Genomic DNA, 20891 nt, shown 5'->3' with positions numbered 1-20891 from the left:
TCCGCAACTACGAGCAGGTACACCCGCTACACGTCATCCCACCGCCACAGTCCACGTCGACTTCGCACTGCTCTCCGAACGCGGCATTGACGTTGCCGTCGCCGCAAAGCGGTAGCGTACAGTCGTCGTCGCAGGTGGCCGACGCGCCGGCGTCGTCGCAGGTTTCGAGCCCCGGCTCCACGACTCCGTCGCCGCAGGTCAGCAGCACGCGATAAACCGTCTCCGGACCGGTGTTTGCGACATACAACGTCGACGTCGCCGAATTGACCAGCACACAGAAGTCCGAAGCCTCGTTGAACTGGGTGATCCCGTCGCCGTTGGAGTCGATCAATTCCGTCACGCCGCCACCCGGCGTGATCTCGAAGACGTTCTCGGAATTGAACGCGGCGACGTAGACCTTGCCGTTCGAAGCGACGTCGATGCCCGTCGGATTGTCCAACGGTTGGCCGGGGCCCGCACCGGAACTGTCGAGGATCACGCGGACGGTCCCGTTCGGGAAGCGACGGAGAACGTTGTCACTGGAGTTGCCGGCGATGTACAGCGAGTCGTCGGGACCCACCGCGAGTGCGTGAGGTGCAAGCAGAGAGGCGACACCGCCGCCGGTGGAATCCAGGATCTCCGTAATCACGCCGCCGGGCGCAATCTGGAAGATGTTGTCGCTTCCGAAGCCGGTGACGTAGACGTTGTCGGCCGAGTCGACCGCAACGCCGAACGGAGCGTCCAATACGTTACCGAGTCCGTCGCCGGTGCTGTCGATAATCTCGGTCACCGTCCCGCCGGTCTCAACACGGAACACGTTGTCCGAGTAGTGTCCAGTCACGTAGATCGAACCGTTGGAGTCGATGGCGATCCCCAGCGTACCGTCCAGCACGTTGCCCATGCCATCGCCGGTCGAATCGATAATCTCGTTGATCACGCCTGCCGACGTGCGACTGAAAGCGTTGTCGCTAAGGAACCCGACGGTAGAAAGGGTGTCGCTGGGGCTCATCAGCATGCCCACCGGGCAGCTGAGCGGGTTGCCCATGTTGTCGCCGAGATCGGAGATCACCTCGGTGATCACGCCCTCCGGCGTCCGCATGAACACACCCTCCGAATCGGGTCCGAGCCCGCACGCGGCAGCGAAGACATTCCCCGCCGAGTCAAACGCGAGACCGTCCGGATCGATGAAAGAACCCGAAATGCCGGCGCCGGTGCCGTTGAAGATCTCGAGTACACGCGGATCTCCGGCGATCGTGGCTCCGCATGCGCCGGCACAGTCGCCGCCGGCCCAGTTGTCGACGAACGAGTCAGCGGTCGAGTTTCGGTTGTACGTTCGCAGGCCGAGACTGTTGCCACCATCCACCGCGTCGGTCGGATTCGCCGCCATGATGCAGTCGGGGGCTCCCCAGTTGTTGGAGATGTCCACGGGTCCACCCATGTCGGGGTCCAGGTTCCAGCGCCAGACACGAACGAGAGTCGACGCACCGCTGCCCTCGACGGTCGCTCCCATCCAGTCGCCGTTGCTCGCAGTCTCATCCCCCAGACAGGAGTCGCTGCGACTGACATAGCCGGGGTCGTAGGTCTCCCAACGCCACTCATTTTCGGCGAGAACCAGATGAACCTGGTAGTGCAGCCCCGGTGTGCCGTTGAGCCGGAAGGAGAAGCCCCAACCCTTTCCGACAGGGTTGACGAGCTGTAGTTTGCCGTACTGATCGATGTCCGTCGTCGTGCCGTTGCCCCAACGCAGTACGGAGTTGGTGAAGAACGACATCGCCGTATCGACCAATTCGTTGCCGATGATCGCGAAACTACCGAAGTCCGCCATCCAGTTGGAGCCGAGCGTAGCTCGATCAAACGAGTCGCTGAAGTCCTTTGGCGAGAACGGCTCGATGACACACGAGGCGTCACAGCCGTCACCCGGTGTCATGTTGCCGTCGTCGCACTCCTCACCCATCTGAACGACGCCGTTGCCGCAGACTTCGAGGATGCAGTTTTCATCGCAGCCGTCGCCCGGGACGGTATTCGTGTCGTCGCACTCTTCGCCGGCGTCGACCAGCCCGTTCCCGCAGACCGGTGCAGGGATGCACGCACAGCCACCATCGCAGACCTCGCTCGCGAGACAATCGCCGTCGACCTCACAGGCCTCACCGGCAAGGGTATTGAGGATGTTATCGCCGCAGGTCGGAAGCGTGCAGTCGGCCTCACAGGTGCCCGTCTGGGTTCCGAAGTCGTCACAGGCTTCGACTCCCTCGACAACGCCATCACCACAAACCGAGGCCGGCGCAAGATCTCCACCTGACCAGCTGTCGACGCGCGATAGCGCCGTCGATGAACGGGTATAAGTGCGCAGACCGATGCTGGTCCCCGTATCGACGGCACTGAGCGGCGCACCACTCATGCTGCAATCCGGCGCGCCCCAGTTCCCACTAACGTTCACACTGCCGCCTGCATCGGGGTCGCTGTCCCAGCGCCAAACGTTGATGACCGTAAGCACGCCGGCTCCCTCGATGGTGGCACCGATCCATTCACCGTCGCCGGCGGCCTGGTCGCCGGAACAATCACTGTTACGAATGACGAAATCGGGGTTGTAGGTCTCCCAGCGCCATTCGTCGGATCCACCGACGAGGTGCACCTGGTAGTGCAAGCCCGGGGTGGCGTTGAGTCTGAAAGCGAAACCCCAGCCCTTGCTTTCGGGTGCCGTCAACTGAAGCTTGCCGTACTGATTCACGGTCAATGTGGAATCCGCATCCCAGCGAACAACCGCGTTGTTGAATGTCTGCGTCCCGTTCTCGGCAAGTGCATTGGAAACGATGGTGTAGCTACCGGAGTCCGCCGACCAGTCCGGGCCCAACGTGGCACGGTTGAAGTCGTCCATGAAGTCGCGACGCATCTCCGGTTCCATGACGCACATTGCGTCACAGCCGTCGCCCGGCATCAAGTTGCCGTCGTCACACTCTTCACCCGTCTGCAGCACTCCGTTGCCGCAGACCTCGAGGATGCAATTCTCGTCGCAGCCGTCGCCGGGCGTGGCGTTGGTGTCGTCGCAGGTCTCCGGGGCCTCTATCAGCCCGTTGCCACAGACCGGCGCCGGGATGCACGCGCAGCCGCCGTCGCAGATTTCGCCCGCAAGACAGTCGCCATCGACTTCGCAGGCTTCTCCCGCCAGGGTGTTCAGCGTTCCGTCGCCGCAGGTCGGCAAGGTACAGTCCGCGTCACACATGTCGGTTTGCATGCCGTCGTCGCAGGCTTCAGGCGCCTCGACGATGCCGTTGCCGCAGATTGCCAGAGGCGGTACATCCCCGGAGAACCAGTTGTCGACCGACGAGCCGATCGTCGAGTTGCTGGTGTAGGTGCGCAGTCCAACGTGGTTTCCCGTATCCACGGCTATCGCCGGGGCGACCGCCATCGTACAGTCCGGGGCACCCCAGTTTCCGTCGATATCGACCGGCCCGCCCGCATCGGGATCGTCGTCCCAGCGCCAGACGCTCACGACCGTCGATGCGCCGGTGCCCTCGATCGTCGCGCCGATCCAGTCGCCGTCACCTGCCCCGGTGTCTCCGGTACAACTTCCATTGCGTACCACGTAACCCGGGTTGTAGGTCTCCCAGCGCCATTCGGGGGAGTTGACGACCGAATGGACCTGGTAGTGCAGGCCCGGCGAGCCGTTCATCCGGAACGCGAAGCCCCAACCCTTGTCGTTGACGTCGTTCATCCGGATTTTTCCGTACTGATCGACATCGACCGCCGTGTCGTCGACCCAACGCAGCACGGAATTCGTGAAGGTCTGCGTAACTGTCTGGACCAGGACGTCGTTGACGATCGTGTAGATCCCCGAATCCACAGACCAACCCGGACCCAGTGCGCCTCGATCGAAATCGTCGCTGAACGCACGTGGCGCGAGCGGCTCGATGGCGCACATCGCGTCGCAGCCGTCACCCGGCGTCAGATTGCCGTCGTCGCAGGTCTCGCCGAAGTCCAGGGTGTTGTCGCCGCAGACCGGCTGCAGTCCCGCAAAATCGGGATCCGCACTCAGGAACGTGGTCAGCCGGCGGTCGCCTTCAACACAGGCACCGCCGCCGCAAGCAGTGGACCAGCCACCGGCGGACGAGAGCGCCAACGTCGCGGTACGCAGTTGCGCCGTGGTCAACGGCGTGGCGTTGGCACGCGCTTCGAGCAGTAGATGTGCGGCCGTCGCGGTCACGTAAGGCGTGGCCCAACTGGTTCCGTCCGCGCCGCAACTCCAGCCGTTCGGGTCGAACAGGTTACCGCCGGGTGCCGACCGGAACAGGCCGCAAACATCCTCGGAACGGCTTGCGATGTTGACGACCTCGTTGCCCCAGTTAGACAAGTTGACATCGTCACTGAACGTGGCACCGTCGTTGCGGTAGCCCCCGACGATGATCATGTTGTCCGCCGGTTTTTCCCCGCTGCGGTCGTGATTGCACTCCGGCGGGAAGCGAGGCGTGACGTTGAGACTGCTGGAGGAGTCGTTGATGAGGTTTCCGGCGGCACCGACGTAGAGGCCGTCGAACGATGCAATGCTGTTGCAGAGAGTCTGGCACGGCGAGTCGTCCCCGTACTCGGCATCGTCGTTGAAGTTGTCGAAGCAGGTATCTTCCGACCATCCGGCGGAGACCAACAGGGAGCCCGTAATCAGGTCGGCACCGTTGGCCTGGGCGAAGTCGATCGCTTCCGCGAGTCCGGCCAGCGTACCGGTGTTGCCGCAGTTCGTGGTGCGCAGGTTCATCAACTTGACGTCGCCGTTGCGCATCAGGCCGGCAATCTCGCTGAAATCGTTGGACTCTGCCGCCAGGATGCCGGCCGCGACCTGCGAGTGTCCGTTGCAGGCGTCGCCTTCGTCCGGATCGTTATCGTCGTCGAGAAAGTCCCAACCGCCGTTGCCGTCGCAACCCTCGTCGATGTAGGAGTCGAGATCGTCGTCGACACCGTTGCCACACGTCTCACCCGGGTCGGACCAACAGATGCCCGCGGGGAGTCCCGGGTGGTCGCAATCGAATCCGGAATCGAGCACGGCGATGATGACGGGAGCGGAGGGCGAGCGAAGCGGAAGCGGCATCTCCGAGATGCCGAATAAGTCGCAGGTGTCGGCGTTCGGACAGTCCGAGTCGTCGTTGCAGACCGCGTCGTTGCTAACGCACTTGCCCACGTCGTTCGGTAGACCGACCTGGGCCATTGCGGGGGCAATCGCGAGCGTCATGACGAGACACGAGAGGACGAGAGGGATGCGCTTCATCGAGTCTTCCTGCTGCAAGGTACGAACGTGAGGTCCGACCCGCTCGGAACCGTCACGATGGACATGTATGGCAATTTTCGATCAATGTGAATCACTATTGATATACGAGCCAAATACCGGGAGTCAATCTGAGACCACCGGCGCAAAATCGGCCGTCAAGATTGCTAAATTACGGCCTTTTCCGGGTATTCCACGATAGCCGAGACCCAAATGCCACTTCCGGCGGCGTCGGTGTTCAGCACCCACACCTCCACCGACACGCCGATGTGGATCACCGGCGTGATCTACGGTCACGGTCTGCGCGGGCTCTGCGTCTAAGAAGAACAAGCCGCATTCTCCGTTATATTTCTCAACTGTTGGAAAATCAGATTCATATCCGGTTTAGTCCTGTAACAACTGGAATCGACCAGTCTCTTCCTGGAGCCTGTGTTACCAACACTTTACCATTTAGTGCTGTGTGTAAACGATTTGCGGCCAGCGAACTTTCCGCTGACAATCACTTGCTGGGGGGGGTGAAACTGCCGCGCGTCGGAGCCGGCCCTCGAGCCGTCTCCGAAGCGCCTTCCTCTCGTACCTCGTCCTGTCTATGCGCGGTCATCGGTCCTCCTTTGGCGTCACATCGACGCCGCCAAGAAGGAACGAGTTACTCAAACCATTTCATCAGCTATAGCGCGTATTATTTCGGGTAGGGAGACTGGCGCGAAATGGGCCTAAACTCACGATTGCTGGCGATTCTAAAGCCGAGAGGAATTTCAGGAATATCTCTTGCTGCCAAATAATCGAGCTTTTCGTATATTCGCTACTACACTTAGCTGAGATAACCTTTCAGGATCAAGGGAACTGAACATGGTACCCAGCCACATGATCCTGAATGAACACTAACGGGCTTTCTCAAATGTTTAAGCCCGCCGCAAGGAATAAACTCTTCATCAGCTGTCATACCGGGTTACGGGAAAATACAGCAAGGCAACGAGGCAAAGACACGTGAATATCCTATTGGTCAGGCTGGCTGCGGCGCTTACTGCAATTTTTCTAATCGGGCAGATCAGCACGGTCTCGGCTCAGGAGTGCCTTGTTACCACCACTCCCAATGGCGGCGGCAGCGTATTGATTAATCAGGACGCTAATGATGCGCAACTGAACATAAATATTGCAAGCGACCTGAGCTTTGTACGATTGGAAAATAGCGAGATAAAGGTTGAATATCGGGGGACCACCCAAGCGAGTGGGAAGCGAGAATTCCCAATCAAATCCTGGATTATCAAAAGCGTCGCGCAAGACCAACTGAATCCGTCAGGCACGTTCCAATATCTCGGCGCCGGTGCGGGCATAGAGCGCATCTTAAGTGCCATGCTGATATACGACGGAGAAGATCGCAAGACGGTAAGAATGACCTGGCAACGGTGGAATTCGGGCGCGCAGGCAGTAGACTCATCGAAAAAGATTATCCGAGACATCTCCATCTTTCCCAATGCGATGCATCTGCAAGTCGATTTTATTGATTTTCAATACGCTATCAATATCGCTGACTTGTTGGAGCCTGGCGGGGTAACAAATGGAACCCACATCGCTCATGGTGGTGACCAGGCGCCGCGCGGCTACATTACGCATAATGAGTCTCCCGGCGTATTTTACAGTCGATACGCACCGGATGGTATAAACGATCCGGCCGATGGCGGGCCTTTGAACTATAACGGGCACTTCATAACTGCGGTGTATAATCCCAATAATGGACGCGGCTTGGGTCGAGTTATGCCGGTTCAAGATACCCACGTCATCAAGTTGTTGCTGAGCCCGTCATCAAGGCGCGGCATCGAGTATCAAAACTATCCGTTCTTAAATCCTACGCCAGTTTTCACGGGCTATATATATGCGTTTACCGGCGGCTCTACAGAAGCTCTGGATGTTGGCCGCGCTCTGGCGGATGCTCAACTGACCACCGGGATCGAGTGTGGCGAGTCAATCGAGGTTGTGGCAGCGCCCTACACTGGATGGAATTTCACCGGCTGGAGCGGAGACGCCGGCGGTGCAAATAATCCGCTAACGTTCACGCCCCTGGTTGATTCGACGATCATTGGAAACTTTAGTTTCAAACCGGGCCTCTATACAGAAGACTTCAATGGCTTTGGCGCAGATGAAAACCCGACCGCGTGGTCAGATACGGCCGCAAATAGCAGTTTGCAGTTAGACGATTCTCTGTTTGCTACGGAAGTCGACGCCGACGGGACATATTTTGCGACGAATTCAACGGCGACTAATATTCACTCTCATCTTTCCACGGATTTTGGTAGCGACTATCAATACACGGGGAGGATGAGAATCACCAGTTCAAATGGTGGTGTCGGCGTCACGTTTCACAGTCAGTACCCTAATTCAATGTCGTACTACAGACTCCGGCGCTTCTTGTCAGAGCCGTTCCACCTCACTGCTGATGGCGGCGCCACAATAACCAGCGGAACCAAGACCACGAATGTCATACCCTCCCCGAATGTCTGGTATCGATTCCTGATTCGTGTCGAAGACACGGGCACTCAAACTGAAATTCGGGCGAACGTGTGGCCCGACGGTGACCCGGAGCCCACTGGTTGGCAAATTGACGCTGTCGACGCTAGCTCCGGACGCTTTACCAGCGGTACCATTGGAGTGTGGTCTTTCACCAGCGGCGCAAAGCATTTTGACGAGTTGGCTGTTCACAGCCTGCAAGCAACTGCACCCAGCGTCCCAGTCAACATCTCCGTATCCGGGAACGGGGCGGTGCAGAAATCTCCGGATCTGCCACTGTATGTAGAAGGGGCGAGCGTTCAATTGGATGCATTCGCCGACCCCGGGTGGCGCTTCACGAGTTGGTCGGGAGATCTGGCTTCCACTGATGACCCCCTTACGGTGATTGCCAACCCACCATCGGTCAATGTCACGGCGAATTTCGAGTTGACCACGCAACATCCGATCAGCTTGACGGTCTTCGGTCAGGGTTCGGTTGCCTTGATTCCTGATATGGCCCTGTATGATTTAGGTACCATGGTGACCGCAACTGCAACGGCGGATCCAGGATGGGTATTTGACGGCTGGACGGATGACATAACGAGTTTAGACAATCCACTCGATATTGTCGTTTCGGGCGATCTTAATTTGGCCGCGACATTTGTGGAGTTCAACGGTGTAGTTGAGGATTTCGAATCGTATGCGGCGGGGCAGAATCCAATTGGGTGGTTTGATACGGGCGCTGGGAACTCGCTGGCAGAAAGCGCTGGCCTTTTTGCAGTTGGCAGTGATGGAGGCAATGAGTATCTCAATACTAATTCCACTGCTACGAATATCCATTCCCATTTAACGAGCCTCGCTCCACCACCAGAGGGGTATAGATATTCGGGGCGGATGAGAATGTCGGATAGTGATGGCGGTATCGGCATCACGTTCTTTAGTCAGTTTCCAAGTGCCGTGGGCTACTATCGATTGCGTCGGTATTTCTCCAATACGTTCCACATTAGCCCGGTGGGCACGGTAATTTCTGGAGGCGTTGTCGACACCGGCGTCGTTCCGCTGGCAAATCAATGGTATCGCTTCATCGTGGAGGTCGAAGACGCGGGATCACAGACCAACATTCAAGCCAAGGTGTGGCCCGATGGTGGCACGATGCCGACCGGTTGGCAGGTAGATGCCTTTGATAATAGCCCCGGTCGATTCACGTCGGGGGCCGTCGGCGTCTGGTCGTTCCATGATGGCAGCAAGTCCTTCGACGACATTACGATTGAGCCGCTAGGGCCGCCGCCTACGGATTTCGAACTCGATGTGTCGATCGTCGGATCTGGGTCGGTCGTAAAAGACCCGGATCTGCTCCAATACACGCTTAACGATGTAGTCGAATTGTCGGCTACGCCGACCGCGGGCTGGCAGTTTAGTGGCTGGTCTGGCGACATCGGGAGCTCCGATAATCCTCTTATTGTCGTAATGACTGCTGATAGGAACCTCACCGCGACATTCTTCGATCCGGCCGCCGAGTACGTGGAGAATTTCGAGAGCTATAATTCAGGCGACGATCCAGCGGACTGGCAAGATACCGCCAGTGGCAACAGCCTGTCAGTAGCTGATGGCTATGATGTGGTTGATCAGGGCGGGGCGAATAAAGCATTTCGCACCACCTCGACCGAGACCAACATACATTCGCACTATACGGGAATATTACCGAATCCGACGGGCTACGAGTACACAGGCCGAATGCGAATTACGTCAGCGCAGGGTGGCATAGGCATCACATTCTTTAGTCAATTCGGGGGCAACGCCGCCTATTACCGGTTGCGCCGATACTTCTCGAATTCGTTTACGATTAGTCCGTTAGGGACCAGCGTGACAGGAGACGTGGATACAGGGGTCATCCCAGCGCCGAATCAGTGGTACAAATTCAAGGTACAGGTGCAGGATGTCGGCAGCCAAACTGAGATTCGTGCGAAGATCTGGCCAGAGTTGGATACTGAGCCGGCGGCTTGGCAGGCGGATTGTGTTGATGCCTCAGGCTCGAGATTGACCTCCGGCACGGTGGGGGTCTGGTCATTCCACAACGGCGAGAAATTGTGGGACGATCTCAGGGTCATCCCACTGCCATAAAATTAGGTGCGTGTAGCGGTACACAGCTGGCGGTGAGTTCTCTGGCCGGATCGTGACGCTGGTTTGCTCTTTGGCTCTCCGTGAGTACCCGAGATGGGAGTCTCGCGGAACCTAGCAACTGGACATTGCTAACGGACCGACTTTGGGGGGATCGTTGCCTTCGCCGACAACGGCGTAGTATCCAAATACTCAGCCGAACCTGAATCCTTGGAATTCTAGCCCACTCACCGTCACGTCGATAGCTGTTGATCGGTCCTCGATTTGGCTACGATCCGCTGATGGCAACGGCGCTCCATCCATGGCAGATCCTCGTGGCCGCCATGGCCGGTTGGATCACACGCCAACAGGATGCGGTCATCGACTATCTCCGCGAAGAGAACCGCGTCAACAAGCAACAACTCGGTCGTAGGCGACTTCGATTGACCGACAATCAACGGCGACGCCTTGCGGTGCGCGGCAAAGCAATCGGACGACGGGCGCTTACCGAGGTCGCGTCGCTCGTCACTCCCGACACCATCCTTCGCTGGCACCGGCAGCTTGTCGCCCAGAAGTGGACCCATACGCGCCGATCTCCCGGGCGGCCCCGGGTCATGGAGATCATCGCCGACCTGGTCGTCCGCATGGCCAACGAGAATCCTCGCTGGGGGTACACGCGCATTCAAGGCGCACTCCAGAACGTTGGTCATCGGGTCGGACGCACCACGATCAGTAACATCTTTAAAGAGAACGGAATCGATCCCGCTCCGGAGCGCGGCAAACGGACGACGTGGAGTCAATTTCTCAAGGCCCACTGGAACGTGCTTGCCTCTGCCGACTTCTTTACCGTCGAGGTCTGGGGACCACGAGGACTCGTCACCTTCTATGTGTTCTTCGTGATCGAGCTCGCGACACGTCGCGTCGACATCGCTGGAATCACGCCCGGTCCAGCTGAGCCGTGGATGATGCAGATCGGACGGAACCTCACCGATCCGCTCGACGGATGTCTCACCGAGAAGACGTCAACGAAGTGGCGTGTCCCCGCATGCATTGACCGTCGTGCACATGACACGATCCCCGAACACTGGATCATGTTTCGTGGATCACGTCAGATGTGCTCGAGTGCCCGGCATGCCAGGGACCCATGCGCGTGCTTCTAGAGCAAGCTTTTCTACAGGCCTTGCCCCGGCCCCCGGATCGGCGTACAACGGAGGCAGCGCCATCGCACGGAGCAGCATCATGAATCGAATCCCCCGCCTGGGCTGGGTTCTCATCCTCTTGGCAAGCTTCGCTGTCGCCGGTGCCGGATCGCCGGTCACGATTCAGATCGACGGCAATCTCGCCGATGGCGGCGACTGCCCGTTGGTCGGCGTCTGGGACCCGACCTTCTCACGCTGCCTGATCGACAGTCTGGTTCTGAATTCCGGAGACGTGTTTCAAACCATCGACGCCGGACTACAGCTGAACCATTTCGAGAATCACGGCGGCAGCCTCCAGACCGATGGCACCGTGAATGTGGATGGGACGTTCCTTAACGAGGGGATGATCACCATCGACGCCGGTACGCAGTTCGTCATCTGGGGTGCGATCGGTTCCCTCGAGGAAAACCACGGACGGATTGAGATCAACGGAGCCTTCCACGCATTCAACACGTTCGCGAATGCAGCCGACGGTGTCATCGAACTGTCCAGCACGGGTCAGTTCGGCAACGATGTGTACGGAGGCTTCCATAACTTCGGCACGATTCTCAATGCCGGAAGCTGGACCAACGTCTACGACATGATCAACGAGGTCAGCGGGCGTTTCGTTATCCAGGGAAGCGCGGGCCTCTGGAACGACGCGCAATCGACCCTCATCAATCACGGTCGTCTGGACCACATCGGCACGGGATGGATCGGCGGAGTCGCCTGGACGTTTGACAACCGTGGCGTCTTCAACAACCACGGGGCTCTGGGCACCTGTGACAGCGACACCCAATTACCGATGTTCAATTCGGGGACCGTCAACAACTTCAACGACATCGCCATCTGCTCTGCCTGGAATAACAGCGGTGTGATTAACAATGCGGGAATGATCCGGGACTCCACCAGCATACCCGGCGGCAATATCGTCAACGGCGGTAGCCTCTATAACTGCGGATCGGTCACGGCGCCGCTGACGGGGAACCCGTTGATCATCGCCGACGACACCGACACCGACGGCTACTGCGACCCACGGGACTGCGCCCCTGCCGATGCCTCGGCCTGGGCGACCACAGACGGCGCCCGCGATCTGCGTCTTGAGCCCGACGCGGTACTGGCCGGCGTCACGAACCTGCAGTGGGCCGCACCGATGTTCCCCGGGAGCAGCGGTCTGGTCTACGACCTGCTGTCGTCGGCGGGAGCGACTGACTTCGACCTGTCGGCAACTTGCATCGAGAGCGACGATGGCGCGGATCTCTCGGCCAGCGACAGCATCGCGCTGCCCACCGGCGAGATCCGTTACTACCTGGTGCGCGCGCAGAATGTCTGCGGCGATTCCCTCGGCGCTCGCTCCGACGGAACGCCCCGAATCGGGATCGGCTGCGACTAACACCCGCCGGGTCGTCAGCCCAGCGCCAGCCCCCAGGCAACTACAATGAGTCCGGCGGTCAGACCCAGCGCAACCGATTGCACCAGGGGACGCTCTAGCTGGTTCCGAGGCACGAAACCGCACGCCACCCCGATCATGAGTCCTGATATCAGCCCCGTCACGTGCGCCAGAACATCGGTTCGCTCCCCACCGATGCCGGTCCACGCCAGCAACAGCGCACCGGCGACGAGCGGCCCCAACTTCCACGCACCTACTCTGCGGTGCCGGGAATGAACGAGGGCGAGAGCAACGAGTAGACCGAGAGCGGCGAAGACCGCAGTTGAAGCGCCGATCGACGAATGAGTCGCAGGCTGCAAGAACGCGTTTGCGACGTTACCGAGAATCCCGCCGACCACGATTGCCAGCCAGGTTACACCCACGCCCAGAGCCTGCGTGGCAAGCAGCCCCAGAATCGATCCGAACAGCAGATTCCCGAGTAAGTGCGACCCATCGATGTGAAGCGTCAGAGCCGTCACAGCTCGCCAGCCCTCACCGGCAAGCATCGACCCCGCCTCTGTTCGACCCCGTTCAAACCAATCTACGCCGAGGGCGTTCCGCTGTGCCAAGAACGCCACGACGACGAGCAACATCGTGTAGGCAAGGACTCCGATCCAACCACCGGACAACGGCGGCTCGATCGACTCCTCTCGGGTCGAAACGGATTCCAGACGGTATTCATCCAATTCGCTAATCGCTCGATCGAGGTTGCACTCCTCCACGAGAAGAACGAATTCCCCCGGTCGGCTGCGAACCTCCGCAGGTATCCCCGCTGCGTCAAGGACCGCCCATAACTCTTGGCTTCGCGCACGATTCCGCGTTTTAAGAAGCACAATGCGATGGGCAGGAGCGTTAACGATTAGGCCTCGGCGTCCATCAACGCCTCGACTTCAACCCGTGTTGATCCGATCCGGCTAACGGAATCACGGTCATCCCGTCCTTCGTCTCGGACAGTCGAACGAGCGCGTTCACCGGAAGATCCAGAAACGTTTGCGTCTCCCCCGTCACCGGCCAGAACACTTCTAGTCGCTCGATCGCCTCCGCAGCCCCGACCCCGATCTCCTGCCGCGTCGGATTCCCACCAAACGTCGCGCCGGTCCCGACGGTTCGATAGATCGATCGCTCCACGCCGGCGTCCTGCACCACGACTCTGAGTCGAGCCCCTAACCCATGCCGATTAGATTGCACGCCACGCAGTTCAATCTTGACCCAGTTGTTCCCGAAACCGGGGTTCTCGTAGACGGCATTGCCGTAGGCATCCCCCGGATAGGCCCCACCCATCTGCTCAAACACATCCTGATCGCCGTCGTGATCGAAATCGACGAACGAGACCCCATGCCCCTTCTGCAGGTTGCCGAAGCCACCGGCGAAGGTCACATCGTCGAACCGAACGCCACCCACGTTGCGATACATCACGTTGGGGGTCAGTCCCTCGTAGTACGGGTAACCGGTACCCAGGTAGAAATCCAGCCAACCGTCGTTATCCAGATCGCCGAAGTTGTGGCCCATCGGCAACGTCGTCCGATACAGCCCGTAGGCCTCGGTCACATCGCTAAACGTTCCGCCGTCACCCAGGAACAACCGTTGTTTCTCGCCGCGATGCTGAAGCCCCATGTACTCCGCCGCAACGAACCCCATCTCCGGTCCGTCACGCTTGCCGCCGTAGGCCGACACGAACAGATCCAGGTTGCCGTCGTTGTTGACGTCAAAGAACCAGGCCGGGAAACTGGAGATCGGCTTGTCGACGCCGAGCTCGACGGCGACATCTTCAAACGTCCCATCGCCAAGGTTGCGATAAAGACGATTGGCGCCGGAGATGTTCGAGACGTACAGATCGGGCGCCCGATCGTTGTTGTAGTCGCCCCAGCTGACCGACTTGGCGTAACGGTCGTTGGTCACGCCCGCCGCGGCGGCCACATCGATAAACGTCCCGTCGCCCTCGTTGCGAAACAGCTGAGACGGCGCGCTGTACCGCTGGTTGGTCTCGTTACCGACGTAGAGATCCAGGTCGCCGTCCAGGTCGAAATCACCCCAGGCCGCCGTCTGGGTGGGATAACTCACGTCCAGCAGGCCGGCCCGTTGGGTCACATCCAGGAACCGACCGTCGCCCTCGTTCCGTAACAACGAGTTGGGGTGGGCACCGGGCTCACGCCACCAGCCGCCACGCAACACAAAGATATCGAGGTCGCCGTCGTTGTCGTAATCGGCGTGGGTCATGTTCAGCCCGCCAAGCAGGCCCGTCAAACCCGCCGCCTCCGTCGCCCCGACGAACGCACCGTTGCCGTCGTTGACCCAGAAGTGCATGCCACCGTAGGTGTCGGAGGTCGAGGTCACCAGATCCAGAAATCCATCCCCCGTGAAGTCATCGACGAGGTTGCCGCCGGCCAGATCGACCGTATCCACCCCTAGCGAGCGCGCGATCTCCTCGAACCGTGGGAACGAAGCGTCCGACTCCAATGCCTCCGCCGGGATCCGCAACTCGGGACTCATGCTCTCCGGATACTCGTTCAGGGTCATGGCGGCGATGGCGAGCAGCCAGCGAGCCTTGGTGTGAAACCAATCGCCGGGCTGACTGAGTGCGATGACACCGCGAAAGGCGTCGGCCGCATGACGAGACGCCGCCGGGTCCACGTGGAGCCCGCCGCCCTTGATGGGGAAGATGCAGCTCTCGCTTGTGTGATGTTGCCGACAGTTGAGACTCTCGGCGCGACGCATCCAGGCGACGCCGAACTCGAAGCGTATCTCCAGCTCATCATCGGTCCCACGGGCCAGCTCCAGCGCCTTCTGCAGGTGCTCGATGGCCTCCAGTTCGTTCCCCAGACGCAGTTCGTGACGGGCCAGCTGCCGACGAACCTGCCGGCGCTCCGTCACATAGCCCTCGGTAGGAGCGGTGGCCAGCAGCTCCCGCAGACGCGGGGCAGCCATCTGCCCCAGGAACGGATTGTCGATGTCCCCCTGGACGGCGACCGCCTCCAGCAGCTCGACCATCGCCGAGTTGTCGGGAGTCCCCTCCTCGGCCGGAAAGACGACGGGACCCAGAGACGGGGTCGGGTCCGCGGAGCAGCCGAACAGACAGGTCCCCAGCAGAAGAACGATGCCCAGATGGGCCCGGGGGCGTCCTGAGAACATGAAAGGCATTATAGACTTCATGAGGAGGTCGCGATTGAGGGGCATGGTCCTATGGTTGTTGCTGGTTTCCGGTCCACTTGTGGCCCAGGAGGACCCCGACCACTGGCTGGATCTCGGGCGGGCCCACTCTGCCGACAAGCAGTGGGACGAGGCTCTCGAGGCCTACCACCGGGTCCTTGAATTGCGACCCGACCACGCCAAGGCGATGAACAACATCGGCAACGTCTATTTCCGGCAGAACCGGTTCGAAGAGGCATCGACCTGGTACACGAAGGCGTTGGCGTTGGAGCCCGACTATCTCAACGCGCTCTACCACGACGGTTGGGTGCTGCGACAACTGAACCGACTGGAAGCGGCGGAAGAGCGGTTCCGCTCGTGCCTGGTCGTGACGCCAAAACGCGATCGGGATCGCAGGACACAACTCGACTGTATGTTCTTCCTCGGCACCCTGCGTTCCCGGCAAGGGGACTACGGGAAGACGGCCCAGTACATGGAACAGGTGCTGAGGGCCTACCCCGCCCATGCGGAGGCCCGCTACTACCTGGGGACCGCCTACCGGCAGCTCGGGCGGATGGACGAGGCGCGGCAGCAGCTGGAACTGCACCACGAACTAAGAGAAAAATCCAGAAACCGGGAGCCGATCGCCAGAGACCCGGCGCCATGAGGATCGGATCGTCGCTACTGCTCGGCCTCCTGACCGTGGCCGGTTGTTCCGTCCCCCAGCCGTCGCCGAGCGGCATGGTGATCGCCGACGACACCCAGGGCCTGGACGTCGTTCAGATCGCCGGCTCCGACAACATCGACTTCATCATCGATTCGTTGGGGACGGGTGCTGCGTGGCTGGACTACGACGGCGATGGGGACTCGGATCTCTACCTGGCCCAGGGTGCGACCCGGGAACAGCCGACCGCCGGACCACCGGACCGGCTGTTACGGAACGATGGCGACCTCCGCTTCGTCGATGTGACCGACCAGGCGGGGCTCGGCGATCGTCGCTGGACCTTTGGAGTGGCCACCGCCGACTTCGACAACGACGGCGACCCCGATATCTACCTGACCAACTGGGGCGCCGACCGGCTCTACCGGAACAACGGCGATGGGAGTTTCAGCGACGTCAGCGCCGAGGTCGGGCTGGGCGACGAGGGCTTCGGCAGCTCGGCGACGTGGAGCGATATCGATCGCGACGGCGACCTGGATCTCTTCGTGACCCGTTACGTCGAGTTCGGCTTCGAGCGCTACCCCGGTCGCGGCGAACGGCTGTCCGGCGATCGAGACCCCTGCGTCTGGAAGAACCTCGAGGTGTTCTGTGGGCCGCGAAACCTGCAGGCCTCGCCGGACCGACTCTACCGACAGGATGTCGATGAGGAAGGGCGTCGCACGTTCGTCGAGATCGGCCGGGAAGCCGGTATCGCGGACGACGCCTGGTACGGTCTCGCAGCGCACTTCTTCGACGCCGACAACGATGGCGACGACGACCTCTACGTCGCCAACGACTCGGTCCAGAACAGCCTGTTCGTCAACGACGGTCACGGGAAGTTCAGCGATCAATCGGTTCTGGCCGGCCTGGCTTACAACGAACAGGGCATGGAGCAGGCCGGGATGGGTGTCGCCAGCGCCGACGAGGACCACGACGGCGACCTGGATCTGGCGGTCAGCAACTTCTCTCACGATCATCACACCCTCTACCGGTCGAGCGGTGACGGCTGGTACCTCGATGCCAGCTTCCCCTCGGGACTTGGCACCGCCTCGTTCGAAAACCTGGGTTGGGGGATGCTGTTCGAGGATCTGGATCACGACGGCTGGGAGGATCTCTACGTGGCCCACGGTCATGTCTATCCCCAGGTCGATACGGTCTCCCTGGGAACGACGTTCCGCCAGGCCGACGGGCTGTTTCGCAACGACGGTCAGGGCGGTTACGTGAGGCTTGGACCGGACGACGGTTCCGCGCTGGCCCGCGTCGCCTCCAGTCGCTGCGTGTTGCCCGACGACATCGACGGCGACGGCGACCTCGATCTGCTGGTGACCCAACACAACGACGTCCCGACGCTGATCCGCAACGACCTGGCTCGTGGACACTGGCTACAGGTGGCGGTGCGGGGAAGCCGCTCCCCGAGAGACGGGATCGGCTCTCGGGTCGAGGTTCAGCTTGCCGGCGAGGCTCACCCCAGGGTGCGTTGGATCCGACGGGATGCGTCGTACCTGAGTTCCCGACGACCGGTGGCTCACTTCGGTCTTGGGGAACACGACGCGATCGAGCGGCTGTCGGTCTACTGGACCTCGGGTTCCGTCACGACCCTCGACGGACCGGAGGTCGATCGACGGCTGCTGGTCGCAGAGGATACGGGAGAGGTCGAAAGCAACTCTCCGTAGAGATCGTCCAGGTCTCTCACCATCTGACCGATCTCGAACTTCCGACCCAGCCCCTCGGTGGCGCCCTGGACCAGCGAGGATGCCAACGTCGGGTCTCCCGCCAATCGCAGGATCGCATCGGCCGCGGCAACGGGCTCTGCCTTCGGGACCAGCAGCCCCGTCTTCCCATCGTCAACGACTTCCGGCGTGCCGTCGACGGCGGTGGCGACCACGGGGACGCCTGCCGCCATCGCCTGTAGCACGGCGCGCGGGAGTCCCTCGAACAACGACGTCAGGACGAACAGGTCCAGGCCATGCAACAGTTCGACCACGTCGTCGCGCCAACCCAGGAGTTGCACGACATCCTGAAGCCGATGCCGCGCGATGGCCGCTTCCACCCGGGGTCGGAGCTCGCCGTCGCCGGCGATCACGAAGCGTAACCGGGAGTCCGTCGCGTGGGCGCGGGCGGCGGCCGCGACGAAGTCCAGCGGGGCCTTCTGGGGCTTGAGACAGGCGATGGTCCCGACGACGATCGTCTCGTCGTCGTAGCCCAACGCCCGACGGGTCTCCTGCCGGGAGACCTGCGGACGACGGAACTGCTCGATATCGATCCCGCTGTGGATCACCCGGTACTGTTCCGGGCGACCGATCCCGCGCAGCAGACCGTCCTCACGATTCTGCGCGGAGACGACGACCATGCGGTCGGTCCAGCGCGCGGCGATCCGTTCCAGTTGGACGTACAACTGCCGCCTGGCCAGGGACTGGGTGTCGTTGAAACTCCAGCCGTGGACCGTATGAACGATCGCCTTGACTCCGGCCCGTCGCGCGGCCAGACGCCCGAGGATCCCGGCCTTCGAGGAGTGGGTGTGCACCAGTTCGATCTGGTTGTCCCGGAAGAAACGGGTCAATTCCCTGACGGCCCGAAGATCGTCCAGCGGCGCGATCGGGTGACGGAGGGTCTCCATCAACCGGACGGTGGCGTCGTCGATCCGCGTCGCCTCGTCATCGAGGATCCCTCCGGCTCCCGCCAGAAGCGAAACATCGAAACGACGACGATCATGATGGGCCGTGCAATAGAGCGTGTTCTGCTGCGCGCCACCCAGCTCGAGCCGGGTGATGACATGGGCCACGGCATGACGACTCATGCGAACGTCTCCAGGAAGATCGACAACGAGATCAACATGAAGAGCGGTAGACCGTAGTCCCCTTCCTCGTCGACGTGGCGCTTCACCATCTGCCGCACGCCGTCGCGCTTGAGGCCCACGAGGTCAAGGAGTCCATCGTTGTGATCCAGGCTCTCCAGACGGGATCGCAGCGGGCCACGCAACCAGGGACCCAGCGGCAGGTCGAAACCTCGCTTCTTGCCACCCAGAAGATCCTCGGGGAGACGATCGGCGAAGGCCTGACGGAGAATCCACTTCCCGACCCCCTTCCGCAGCTTCATGTCGCTCGGGAGCCGACCGGCAAACTCGACGATCCGATGGTCGAGAAACGGCACGCGCGCCTCCAGCGAACAGGCCATGGTTGCCAGGTCGACCTTGGCCAGCAGGTTGTGGGGAAGCCACTCGTGCTGGTCTGCCCGTAGCTGCCCCTCAAGTTCGCTTCGCTCCGGGTCCGCCAGGTAGGGTCGGAACATCCCGAGCGCCCGGTCGCGCCAGCGAGCGACATGCTCGCCTGTAAATAGTTCGGAAGACCCCTCGGGACCGACGGTGGAGACCCAGCGGAGGTGTCGTTCCTCTGCGGTCTTTCCGGCCAGCGCATCCATCGCCTGTCGACCGCGTCGACCAGCAAGACCGGCTGCGGGACGAAGCATCGTCGGCACACCGACGATGCGCCCAAGCACACCCAGCAGCTTCTGATATCCGTAACGCTTGTAACCCGCGAACAGTTCGTCGGCACCCTCGCCGGTCAGGACGACGGTCACCTCCTTGCTGGCCTGTTCGGCCAGGAAGTGTGTGGGGATCAACGCCGGATCGGCCAGCGGCTCCGCCTGATGCTCGATGCGTTGTTCCAGCCGACGCGCCACATCGTCCGCTGAAAGGACCCATTGCCGATGAACCGTACCGACTCTCGCGGCCGTCTCGCGGGCGCTCGCCGTCTCGTCCAGGTCGCCGGCGTCTTCGAACCCCACCGAGAACGACTTCAGTGGACCCTCGTGGGATGTGGCGGCGAGATCCGCGATGATCGCCGAGTCCAACCCACCGGAGAGGAAGACGCCCACCGGCACATCGGCGATGAGCCGATAGTCGACGGACGATCGCAGCAGGTTTGCCAGTTCGTCGGCGGCCTGTCGCTCGTCGGTCAACGGCTCGCAGGGCCGAGGTCGATACCAACGGGTGACGTTGACCTCACCGTCGACGACATCCAGTCGATGCCCCGGCAACAGTTTGCGGGCCTGTCGATAGATCGTCCGTTCGCCACCGACGTACTGCAGATGAAACCACTCGACCAGCGCCTCACGCTCCAGATCGAACTGAAGCTCTTTTTGTGCGCGAAGCACGGCAAGTTCCGACGCGAAGAACAGGGTCTGGTCCTGAACCGTGTAGTACAGCGGTTTGATGCCGACTCGGTCCCGGGCGAGAAAAGTCTGACCGTTACGGCGGTCCTGGAGACAGATCGCGAACATGCCGTTGAGTCGGTCCAACATCTCCGGACCGGACTCTTCCCACAGATGGACCAGGACCTCGGTGTCGGAGTCGGTCCGGAACTGGTGTCCCGCTTGCTCGAGTTCGACTCGTAGCTGGCGGTAGTTGTAGATCTCGCCGTTGAACAGGACCTGGACGCTTCCGTCCTCGTTTGCGATCGGCTGGCTTCCACCCTCCAGGTCGATGACGGACAGGCGTCGCATGCCGGCGTGAAGGGGGCCGTCGTTCAGTCGCCCCTCGCCGTCGGGGCCACGGTGGGCCATTTGCGACAGCATGGCGTCAACGGTGTAACCGTTTGGGTCTCGGGTGAGAGATCGTGAACCGCAGATGCCGCACATTGCCTCTATACG

At 61.0% G+C, this 20891-nt stretch carries 10 protein-coding genes; 5 read left to right on the top strand and 5 right to left on the bottom strand.

The genetic code is table 11. The features are described 5' to 3' along the window. Window positions 1-7: 7 nt before the first annotated feature. Complete coding sequence (locus tag OES25_00825; protein MDH3626182.1) at window positions 8-5233, bottom strand: S8 family serine peptidase; 5226 nt, start codon at window positions 5231-5233, stop codon at window positions 8-10. Window positions 5234-6217: 984 nt separating this feature from the next. Between OES25_00825 and OES25_00820 the strand changes: the two genes are divergently transcribed. From OES25_00820 to OES25_00810, 3 genes are all read left to right on the top strand, one after another. Beyond that, entirely contained in the window at window positions 6218-9835 is a 3618-nt protein-coding gene (locus tag OES25_00820) for a hypothetical protein (GenBank protein MDH3626181.1), read from the top strand. A 278-nt stretch (window positions 9836-10113) separates the two neighbouring features. Beyond that, window positions 10114-10971 carry a hypothetical protein gene (locus tag OES25_00815; protein ID MDH3626180.1) on the top strand — a complete coding sequence of 286 codons (858 nt, stop codon included), beginning with the start codon at window positions 10114-10116 and terminating at the stop codon, window positions 10969-10971. A 79-nt stretch (window positions 10972-11050) separates the two neighbouring features. Beyond that, entirely contained in the window at window positions 11051-12382 is a 1332-nt protein-coding gene (locus OES25_00810; GenBank protein MDH3626179.1) for a hypothetical protein, read from the top strand. A 14-nt stretch (window positions 12383-12396) separates the two neighbouring features. Here OES25_00810 and OES25_00805 read toward each other — a convergent pair whose 3' ends face one another. After that, entirely contained in the window at window positions 12397-13140 is a 744-nt protein-coding gene (locus tag OES25_00805) for a rhomboid family intramembrane serine protease (GenBank protein ID MDH3626178.1), read from the bottom strand. A 154-nt stretch (window positions 13141-13294) separates the two neighbouring features. Then, a complete protein-coding gene (locus OES25_00800; protein ID MDH3626177.1) occupies window positions 13295-15547 on the bottom strand; it encodes an FG-GAP-like repeat-containing protein in 2253 nt (750 codons plus the stop codon). 43 nt (window positions 15548-15590) lie between these two features. Between OES25_00800 and OES25_00795 the strand changes: the two genes are divergently transcribed. Beyond that, window positions 15591-16211: a tetratricopeptide repeat protein gene (locus OES25_00795; GenBank protein MDH3626176.1), complete on the top strand. Its 621-nt coding sequence runs from the start codon at window positions 15591-15593 to the stop codon at window positions 16209-16211. Continuing rightward, a complete protein-coding gene (locus OES25_00790; protein ID MDH3626175.1) occupies window positions 16208-17917 on the top strand; it encodes a CRTAC1 family protein in 1710 nt (569 codons plus the stop codon). Before OES25_00795 ends, OES25_00790 begins: the two co-directional genes overlap by 4 nt. On the opposite strand, the gene OES25_00785 is transcribed toward OES25_00790, so the two are convergent. Both OES25_00785 and asnB read right to left on the bottom strand, forming a co-directional pair. Continuing rightward, the gene (locus OES25_00785) at window positions 17815-19041 is read right to left on the bottom strand and encodes a glycosyltransferase family 4 protein (GenBank protein ID MDH3626174.1); all 1227 of its coding nucleotides are present in this window, start codon (window positions 19039-19041) and stop codon (window positions 17815-17817) included. The genes OES25_00790 and OES25_00785 overlap by 103 nt on opposite strands. Then, window positions 19038-20879, bottom strand: a complete 1842-nt coding sequence (asnB, locus tag OES25_00780) for an asparagine synthase (glutamine-hydrolyzing) (GenBank protein MDH3626173.1) — start codon at window positions 20877-20879, stop codon at window positions 19038-19040. Before asnB ends, OES25_00785 begins: the two co-directional genes overlap by 4 nt. Window positions 20880-20891 lie beyond the last annotated feature (12 nt).

The organism is Acidobacteriota bacterium (assembly GCA_029861955.1).
Lineage (GTDB): Bacteria > Acidobacteriota > Polarisedimenticolia > Polarisedimenticolales > Polarisedimenticolaceae > JAOTYK01.
Note: the sequence above shows the minus strand (reverse complement) of the source record. Positions and strands in the feature narration are given on the sequence as shown.